The following is an 8,203-nucleotide window of genomic DNA, read 5'->3' on the forward strand; positions in this document are numbered from 1 at the left end:
TCAATTCGGCGACGGGACGGCGGAACGTGACGGTGATCTGCCGGTGAGCGCACCGCACACGTCGGTGATGCGGCGGGACGCGGCGATCCGCTCGACGAGGTACCGCGCATCCCTGCCGACCCCTTCCATCCGGCCGGAGCCCCAGGTGTGCTGCCAGGGCAGCCCGAGGAAGTGCAGCCCGGGTGCGCTGGTCACGCCACGGCGGTGCACCGGATGACCGCGACCATCGAAGACGGGGACCTCGATCCAGCGGTAGTCCGCGCGGAACCCGGTAGACCAGATCACCGTCGTGATCCCGGCCTCGGACAAGTCCAGCTCGCGCGGATGGGTCGCCGGGTCCGGCTCCCACACCGGCGTGTACCGGGCCTCGGTGGGCGCGTCGATGCCGCGAGCCGCTATGTGCGCGTCGATGGCGTCCTTGATGGACTCCATCACCTGGTCCGCCGCGTCCAACCCGGACTTGAGGTCGTCACCGAACGCGGCCCGGCCGTCGCGGATGTCGAGCAGATGCCCGTACAGCCGCATGCCCTGGACCGCGAACGTGCGCAGGTCGATGTCCCGCCCGCCGTCCCGGCCGGTGACGTAGTGGTTCACCCGCTTCCGCACCTGGGCGGGGTCCGCGAACTCGTCGATGGTCTTGGCGTAATGCCCCATCTCGTCCAGCCACGCGACGCAGTCGCGGCCCCGATAGAACCGCGCCACCCGAGGCGCGTTGCCGACGGCCAGGTGCACACCGCGTCCCGCCAAGTGCAGGTCCTCAGCGATCTGTGCGCCCGACTGACCGCTGCCCACGACCAGTACGTCGCCCGGCGGAAGCACTGCGGAGTCGCGGTAGTCTGCCGAGTGCAACTGTTCGATACCGGCCGGGATCCGTTCGGCCACAGCCGGTCTGCTCGGCTCGTGGTAAGCACCGGTGGCGACCACCACCTGTTCGGCGATGATCTCCCCCACCGTCGTGTCCAGCAGGTACGAGCTACCGGTGAACCGTCGCAAGCGCGTGACGCGCACCCCTTCCAGCACCGGTGCGCCAAAGGATTCGGCGTAGCTCTCCAAATAGGACACGATCTCGTCACGCAGCATGAACCCGTCCGGATCGGCTCCCCGGTACTCGAATCCCGGCAGCGCACACTGCCAGTTGGGGGTGACGAGGCAGAACGAATTCCAGCGACGGGAACGCCAGTCGTGGCCCAGCCGCTCGGCTTCGAGCACGACGTGCCGGATTCCGCGCTGCCGCAAGCAGTAGCTGGCCGATAGTCCCGCCTGCCCACCACCCACCACCACGACCGGGTAGCGCGACTCGCGCGGGGTCATCGCCGCCTCCCCGCAGGCGAGTGCATCGCCTCGACGACGACCCGTCCATCGGACGGATGTTCGCGGGCGGTCGCGTTGATCTCGGCCAGCTGCCCTTCGGCAGCGGTGCAGCCGAAGCCGAACTTCACCCGCACCCGTTCGTCGGCGATCCGCAGCGCCTGTCTGGTGCGTTCGACGAAGTCGGTGACCTCGTAGGTACGACCGACCTCGAGGTAATCTTCGATGATCGTGGATGGCGAGTAGCACTGCTGGACCGCACCGTCCGGCCAACGCACTCGAAACCGCATCTCTGGCATCGGTCCTCCAGTAGCGGGAAGACGAGGCGGAACCTCGTCGCTGCCGACGGGAGCAATTCCAACGACCAGCTGTTTCCGAATGACGACATCCGGAAGAACACGCGGTACCAGCGCACGGGCATCGGTTACGACACGGCGAACGGGCTCGTGGGGAGTCCCCGCCCCAGCCGGGCCGCCGACTCCGACCGAGCGCGCTGACGCGCGCCGGATCCGCACCTCACTTCGTCCGTGCGGCTCACCGCTCGAAGTTCGTCCAGGACCCGCCGCTCGGCGCGGTCCGAGCGGTCGTGTGGAGCCGTGCGGCAGGCTCGATCCGCACGGCTCAACGTCAGGAGTGCAGCCGTCCGACCGTCCACATCCACTGTCCGCGCCGCGGGGCCGGCTGCTCGACCCGCACTCCACCGGGTACATCGATGCCGAGGAGATCGAATGCGGCGGACGCGGTCGACCTCGCCCACCGATGAATCGACGTCCTGGATGTCCGAATGTGCGACGGCTCGCCAGGACGGGGCAGACAGGGGTCCACGCTCCCCAAGTTCAACGACGGCCGCGTGCAGGCGATCGCGACGGAAAGCGCTGTACCGCAGTTGTTCGACGCCGCGTCGCCCTTAGGTTCGCGGCGGAGGAGCGGCCAGGGCCATCGGCGGGGCATAACCAGCCCCTGATGGATCGGTGGTGCACCAGGGGATGCGCCGCGGGAGGAGGAAAGAGCACACGGACACCCTCCGGAAAAGCCGATCATGCGGTACATCCGTCTCGTGCAGTTGATGAGACCGCTCCCGCCGCTCCCCGGTCGTTCGGGCAGTCGGGCTGATGGTTGCCTCGTCCGAGCCGAGGCTCGGCTCGGGCCCCTCCCCACGGGCAGGAAGGGCTCCCCACACACCGCCCGCACGGACCGAAGCGCGAGCCACGACGCCAGTCCCCGAGCCGACGGGACCACGGCAAGCGCCCCGCCTCCCCGCCCCGGCATCGGTGGACGCCCCTCGACAGAGCCCCATACCCGCGCACCGATGCCCCTTCGGCGACCACGACCCTCTCGGCACCGAGGCGCGCCTCGGATCGGAACGACCACCCGGCCACGCAGCGTCAGGCGCGTCGCCTGCAGTGCGCGCAGACCCGTTGCTGACGCCACCGGCGCCGGCCGGCCCGAGCGCCTCAGCTGGAGTCGCGCTGATCATCAGCGAGGGAGAGGCTCATTCCGGTTCCCCTGCATTGCGGGCACATTCGCGGAGCGAGGACGAAGCGCGGCGTGGCGTCGGTACCGTATCGGGCTTGCAAAGTCGTGATCGTCTGCTGCCCGTGGCAGCGTGAGCACCGCGATCGGGGCCAAGTCGTGGACGGTGATGCGGTGGCCCGCTGAAGCACCGCTGATCGCAGGTCGCGAAGGTGTTCGTCCTCATCTTCGACAGTGGCATGGCGTTCCTGCGTTCGTGCTCGTCCCGCCAGTGCGTGCTCGAACGCCGCGAGGGCGTTCTCGAGTTCGACGTCCGTTCTCGAAGTGCCGTCAGCCATCACGCCTCCTTCGTCGCTGAAGTCGTGCAGCGGAGCAAGTGAACGTTCACGCCACATCCTGCCGCCGGAGAGTGGTGTCGGGCCGCGGCGCGAGGAGATCGCGAAGGGGGCGAACGGCGGCACGCAGCTTGCGGCGGTCCGCTTCCCCGAGACCACCCCAAATCCCGTACCGCTCGTCATTCAGCAACGAGTGTTCGAGGCAGGCCTCGCGGACCGGACAAGCGTCGCAGATGCGCTTGGCGGCCGTACCCGGCTGGCCCTGCTCGGGAAAGAAGGCATCCGGGTCAGTCTGCGCACAGAGCCCGGACTGGTACCAGTCCGGCCGTCGATCTTCGATAGCCGGTTTGCCGTCACCGATGCGCATGGTCAAAACCCCCGTTCAGAGCGCTTGTACCCCCAAGGGACGGTCACCCGGACGAGCCATGATGCAGCCCATTTCGTGTTCGTCGTCACATCTAGCGCCGCAACGGGGCGAGCTGCCGGCGGGTCCACTCAGCGCCAGACCAAATCCGCGCCGACCGCCGGGCGTCGCGCTCGGTGCGGCCGCCGCAGCAAGTTGCGAACAACCGGCAAGTGCCACCGAAGGGGTGAATGCAACTGGTACTTGCGCCCTAATACTGTTGATCCATGCACAGACAGGCCACCCAGAGGCCGAATCCGGTACGCGAAGACACGCTGCTGCAGATTTGGCTGACCGGACGCATATCAGACCTGCTGGAGACCGCTTCCGGCGACCTCGAACGGGCTTGCCGAGAGTTCGACGAACTCGTCGCCGCATGGGGAGCCGAACGCGCCGGACGCGCTCTCGACATCCTCGTTCAAGATTTTTAGAGCCGAGAAGAAGCGAGCCCGCCCCGATGGCACCCCGGAGCGAACCGCGACCTATTCTTCGCAGTCCTCTCCCCTGCCGATCCCAGATCATCAAGACGGGCGACGGGGCCGGGCGCCGCGACGGCGCCTCGTGCACGGGCGAGCAGATTCTTCTCGACATGCTTTGCGCGGATCATCCGCAGGTAGCCCGGCGGCTCCGGCAATTCTCGGATTTCTTCACCAGGTGAATCATGCCGTTCGGCGACCGGCGCCGAGAAGCGGTGTGGCATACCGAGCAACCCGCTGACGGCTGTGCACGCGGGATACCCTCACACCTGGTTTTCCCGCACAGCTCCGCTCGAACGCACGCCCCCAAGGCAACCAGACACCCCACTTCCATCCGCAGCTCGCTACTGAAGTCCGCGATCGTCGCCGAGCTCAAAGAGTCTCGGAATCAACCTTTGGTACAGAATCCCTCATTCTGACACAGTCGGGGCGCTATATTCAACACCGCAGCAGCAAAGACATCAAGCGAAGAACAATCGATCACCCTACGAACCAGAGGACTCCTCGCCGACACACGGCTAGCGGACGCTACACGGATACCTAGTTGCTCCGGTGCCGCTCAATGGCCTCAGCCAACGCACGCGACAGTGCCGACGCTCCCCACCGCTGCACCAACCGATCAAACTCCGCGCACGCCCCCTCGAGGTCCCGGCCGGACTCGTCCAACAAACCGATGACCTGCCCAGTTAGCCAGATGTGCAGCAATTCAACTTCCGAACCCACGTACCGCTTCATCCACACTCGCCTCCATCCCGAGCCATCGCGTACTCAGGACAGTGACGACACTGGCCTCGCGACCTGACGAAGCCAGACCACAAATTATTTTGTGCCCTCAATCACAATCAGACGCAACATAGATGCATTCGCAACAACATGCGCGCACACTAGGTCAGTGGCGCCGATGTCGGGGCACGGCACCACCCCGGGAGGGCGCCGGCCTCGTCGCGATCGGGGAGACACGGGACCGGCGCCCTACCTCAGGCCATGATCGCCACGCCCGATCGCTACGACAGCCAAGAAAGCGATCACATTAATGCGGACACTCAGACATCCCCATCGATCGCCAATGTCGGAGTCGTGCTGTGCTCCCGATACGGACGCCCGCCCACTCTCCTATTCATCCACCACTCGCGGTATGTGTAATTACCACAATATTCCAGTGTTCACATTCGGACCCCGATAGCATCGGTTAATTTACCAACGAAGACAATTCCGCGGCAATCCCAGTGATATCCGCTGGCCCCGCAGCAGAACAGTCATTGCGCAAAATCGCCATCCCGGCTACATTTCACGCGAAAGGATTTCGCCAAGGGGTTCCGACCAGGTCCCCGATCAAAGTTTCGCCTGCCTCGAGTAAGGCGCAAATGTGACTCTTGCAGCTGCCACAGCCGAGAGCCGATTCGGACTCCGGCTCCTTGGAGCCACGGCACGTTGATCCTTGCTTAACTTCACCGTTGACGACGTAGGGCCGCCGGAGCCAGCAGCGAGCGCCCCAGTTCAGTTTAGAGCCGGAAGTCGCGGATGATAGTGACGAGCGCCCGACCGACTCGCTCGGCGCCCCACCGCCAGAGGAGTATATCGAACTCTCGACACGCTCGTTCGAGATCGACCGATGACACTTCCAGCAGAACTGAAATACGAAACGCCAGCCAAGCGTTCAGCGAGATATCGTCAGACGCGATCTTTGTCAGGGACCAGAGGCGCATTGACCAATGATATTGGCATGGAAGCACCAGGCGCACTCACCTCTTCGGGTGCGCCCGGAAGGCGAATTTAACAGAAATTTCCAGTTAATGCAGTCCTTGCATCCTCCGGCCTCACCCAAAGGTATGGTCGCCTGTGGCTGCGAGGTCAACGACGCAACACTGACGTCTTCACAGCCATCACTTTCTTGGCCGCGACGATCACTCGAGATCGACTGGGCGTCGTGACAGCGTTGGAGACGCTAATCAAACCAGCCCTGTGCTTTACCACCACGAAAACTACCGATGCCATCAGGAATCCCCTCACCATGAGGGGTTCATAGAACACGCACCAACGGCTCGACCACCGTATCGGACGGCAGCCCTGGTGGCACGAAGCACGGCGGCGGACCAGGTCTTCCCGGCGTCCGCCGCCGACGGGAACACCCACTGTCCGTGACCCTCGACAACGCTGAGGACACCCAGGAGCCTGGTCTCCGCTTGGAAGGAAAGCGAGCATCTTTCGGCGCAGGCAACGGTCGCCGCCGCATCCGCGGCAACGCAGCGCCCTGCCAACATCATCACGGCGCTGAAACACGCGGCCGTAGAGATCACCTCCTACAACGAACGCCCGTGACCGATGGCGCCGCTTACCGAAAACATCAGCAAACTCCGCGGCATCCTCACTCCTCACCCCCGATAGCGCAGTCCCCGCAGTACAAGCACGGCTGGGTGCGCGCCCGTCGAGCTGGACCAGGTGCACAAACTCCTGCGGACCGCGCGGGGCCACGCCGGGGAATGGATCAACCAGTACCGTGGCACCGATACGTCTCCTACGGAAGCGTCCCGGCCTGCAACGGCTCCCGGTGTCTCCAAAGGGACGACCGCGGGTCGGGCCACTGCCTATGGTGCCCGGCTGGAACATCCCTGGCCGTACGGCAAACCGCTGCGCGGGTGGCGGCTGCTAGGTGACAACGGTGCCGAAGATCAAAAGCTGGCCAGTGGGACAAAGCTGCCCTCCGGGCAGACCGACCTGGCCTACACCGCCGCCGTTTAGCGCGGCGGCTTCTAGCCAGACATCGCCCGGCAGATCGAGATCAAAGGAAGCCGCCACGATGACCATGGACGAGACCCGGAGCAGTTCCTTCGCTATTTCCTCCCGCCCGGGTACCACACTCATCGTCTACGGGTCCTGCGGGGAACCGTACCGGTACGAAGGGAAGCGCACGTCTTGACACTCCAAGCCCAGTACTGGGTCCACACACCCGACCAGCCGCCCGCCGAGCACGTCACCGAACTAGCAACCCCCGAACAAGTCCGCGAGTTCATCACACGGCTGTCCAGCAACACCGTCAGCGACGCCCTGCTCACCCACACGCAGCGCCCACGGATGGAGACGCTGATCCCCGATGAAGACGCCCCCGGAGCGTTCCTGACCGTGCCCGACCATTACGTGATCGCCGGCGTCCACCAGGACCGCGGCGCGCTGTCCTACCAGGGCAACGACGGCCACCACACCGAACCAGTCCACCTCTACAGCCACGGCCGCGGACCCGACCAACCCGTGATCTACGAAACAGACGAGTTTCCTCCACATTGCGAAATCCCCACCGCCACGCTCGGCGAGGCACTAGTGGAGTTCCTGCAGACCGCCACGCGACCCCTCACGTTGAACTGGCAACCCGCACACGACTCAGCCCCCCAATGATCCCTTGACGAACCGGGCGCCGCCGAGTGTCAATCGAACTAAAGTACAGGGATTGCGGTTCAAGTCAGATTGAAGACGCACGGGGAGGGCTCACCCGCCACCGACACCTCGCCCGTGACTACGAACACCTTCCTGCCCACCCCGAAAACATGATCACGCTCGCCATGACGGAACCGGCGGCACGCCCCAGGGGCCCCGACGCCACCCACTTCGATGACCCGGCGCTGTTCCGCAGGCATGGCGACGAGAGCTGGACCAAGTTATGCCTGTCCATCCCGCGCGCCCGATCCCACCGAAGCCGCTCCGCGCCCTGGGCGTGTTGGACCTGGCCGCGCACCCCAGCGGCAAGTTCGTCTACCACGTCCTCGAAGTGCTCTCCGCCCTGCAGCACCGCCACCTTTCCAACGGCGCCACGACCATCACCAGCACCGTCGAGCGCCCGCGCGCGGCGCGCACGCACTGGCCTGACGACACCTGGCATTGCTGCACGGGGTTCGTCCAGCTACGAACTCCGCCCCCACCGCACCATTTCCCCGCACGTCCGCTGACAAAGGAATCACACGCGTTCACAATGGATCCGTAGAGATCTACGTAAGGCCTCGCGGAATCACCCGGAGAGCCCGGCTGATCGGCTCGCCCGCCTGGCCGGGCAGCGAGTGGGTGTGAACTTCGTCGGGTTTACATCGCGACCATGATCGGCGTCTGGATCGCTATCCTGCCTTCGTGCTCCTAACGTATTCGGGATAGGAGTCGGCGCCAGGTGATGAGTCCGCAGGCGAGGGCGAGGAAGCCGTGGTGGATGTCGGTGCGGCGTTCCC

6 protein-coding genes and 1 pseudogene are annotated in these 8,203 nt (G+C 65.2%); 3 read left to right on the plus strand and 4 right to left on the minus strand.

Going from position 1 to position 8,203, the window contains the following annotated elements; translation table 11 throughout:
- Together ABZ805_RS03820 and ABZ805_RS03825 are read right to left on the minus strand one after the other, a co-directional pair.
- Positions 1 to 1,311: an MSMEG_0569 family flavin-dependent oxidoreductase gene (locus ABZ805_RS03820; protein WP_358433850.1), complete on the minus strand. Its 1,311-nt coding sequence runs from the start codon at positions 1,309 to 1,311 to the stop codon at positions 1 to 3.
- Positions 1,308 to 1,598, minus strand: a complete 291-nt coding sequence (locus tag ABZ805_RS03825) for an MSMEG_0570 family nitrogen starvation response protein (protein ID WP_358433853.1) — start codon at positions 1,596 to 1,598, stop codon at positions 1,308 to 1,310. The genes ABZ805_RS03820 and ABZ805_RS03825 overlap by 4 nt, the downstream gene beginning before the upstream one ends.
- 1,395 nt (positions 1,599 to 2,993) lie before the next feature.
- Between ABZ805_RS03825 and ABZ805_RS03830 the strand changes: the two genes are divergently transcribed.
- On the plus strand, positions 2,994 to 3,161 hold the full coding sequence (locus ABZ805_RS03830) for a hypothetical protein (protein ID WP_358433856.1): 168 nt from the start codon (positions 2,994 to 2,996) through the stop codon (positions 3,159 to 3,161).
- Between the two features lie 70 nt (positions 3,162 to 3,231).
- On the opposite strand, the pseudogene ABZ805_RS03835 reads toward ABZ805_RS03830, so the two are convergent.
- A pseudogene (locus ABZ805_RS03835) lies at positions 3,232 to 3,483 on the minus strand (WhiB family transcriptional regulator); the annotation flags it as partial.
- A gap of 263 nt (positions 3,484 to 3,746) precedes the next feature.
- On the opposite strand from ABZ805_RS03835, the gene ABZ805_RS03840 reads away from it, so the two are divergent.
- Positions 3,747 to 3,950: a hypothetical protein gene (locus tag ABZ805_RS03840; RefSeq protein ID WP_358433859.1), complete on the plus strand. Its 204-nt coding sequence runs from the start codon at positions 3,747 to 3,749 to the stop codon at positions 3,948 to 3,950.
- A gap of 2,691 nt (positions 3,951 to 6,641) precedes the next feature.
- Here the strand turns inward: ABZ805_RS03840 and ABZ805_RS03845 are convergent.
- Positions 6,642 to 6,857 (minus strand): hypothetical protein, encoded by a 216-nt coding sequence (locus tag ABZ805_RS03845; protein WP_358433861.1) that lies wholly within the window; start codon positions 6,855 to 6,857, stop codon positions 6,642 to 6,644.
- Between the two features lie 51 nt (positions 6,858 to 6,908).
- Here ABZ805_RS03845 and ABZ805_RS03850 point away from each other — a divergent pair, with 51 nt between their 5' ends.
- Entirely contained in the window at positions 6,909 to 7,385 is a 477-nt protein-coding gene (locus ABZ805_RS03850) for an Imm1 family immunity protein (protein WP_358433863.1), read from the plus strand.
- Positions 7,386 to 8,203: the final 818 nt, after the last annotated feature.

Source organism: Saccharopolyspora sp. NPDC047091, from assembly GCF_040643635.1.
Lineage (GTDB): Bacteria > Actinomycetota > Actinomycetes > Mycobacteriales > Pseudonocardiaceae > Saccharopolyspora_C.

Excerpts from the sequence above, each read along its gene's own strand:
- ABZ805_RS03820 (WP_358433850.1), bottom strand. The coding sequence starts at position 1,311 with ATGACCCCGCGCGAGTCGCGCTACCCGGTCGTGGTGGTGGGTGGTGGG.
- ABZ805_RS03825 (WP_358433853.1), bottom strand. The coding sequence starts at position 1,598 with ATGCGGTTTCGAGTGCGTTGGCCGGACGGTGCGGTCCAGCAGTGCTAC.
- ABZ805_RS03840 (WP_358433859.1), top strand. The coding sequence starts at position 3,747 with ATGCACAGACAGGCCACCCAGAGGCCGAATCCGGTACGCGAAGACACG.
- ABZ805_RS03845 (WP_358433861.1), bottom strand. The coding sequence starts at position 6,857 with ATGAGTGTGGTACCCGGGCGGGAGGAAATAGCGAAGGAACTGCTCCGG.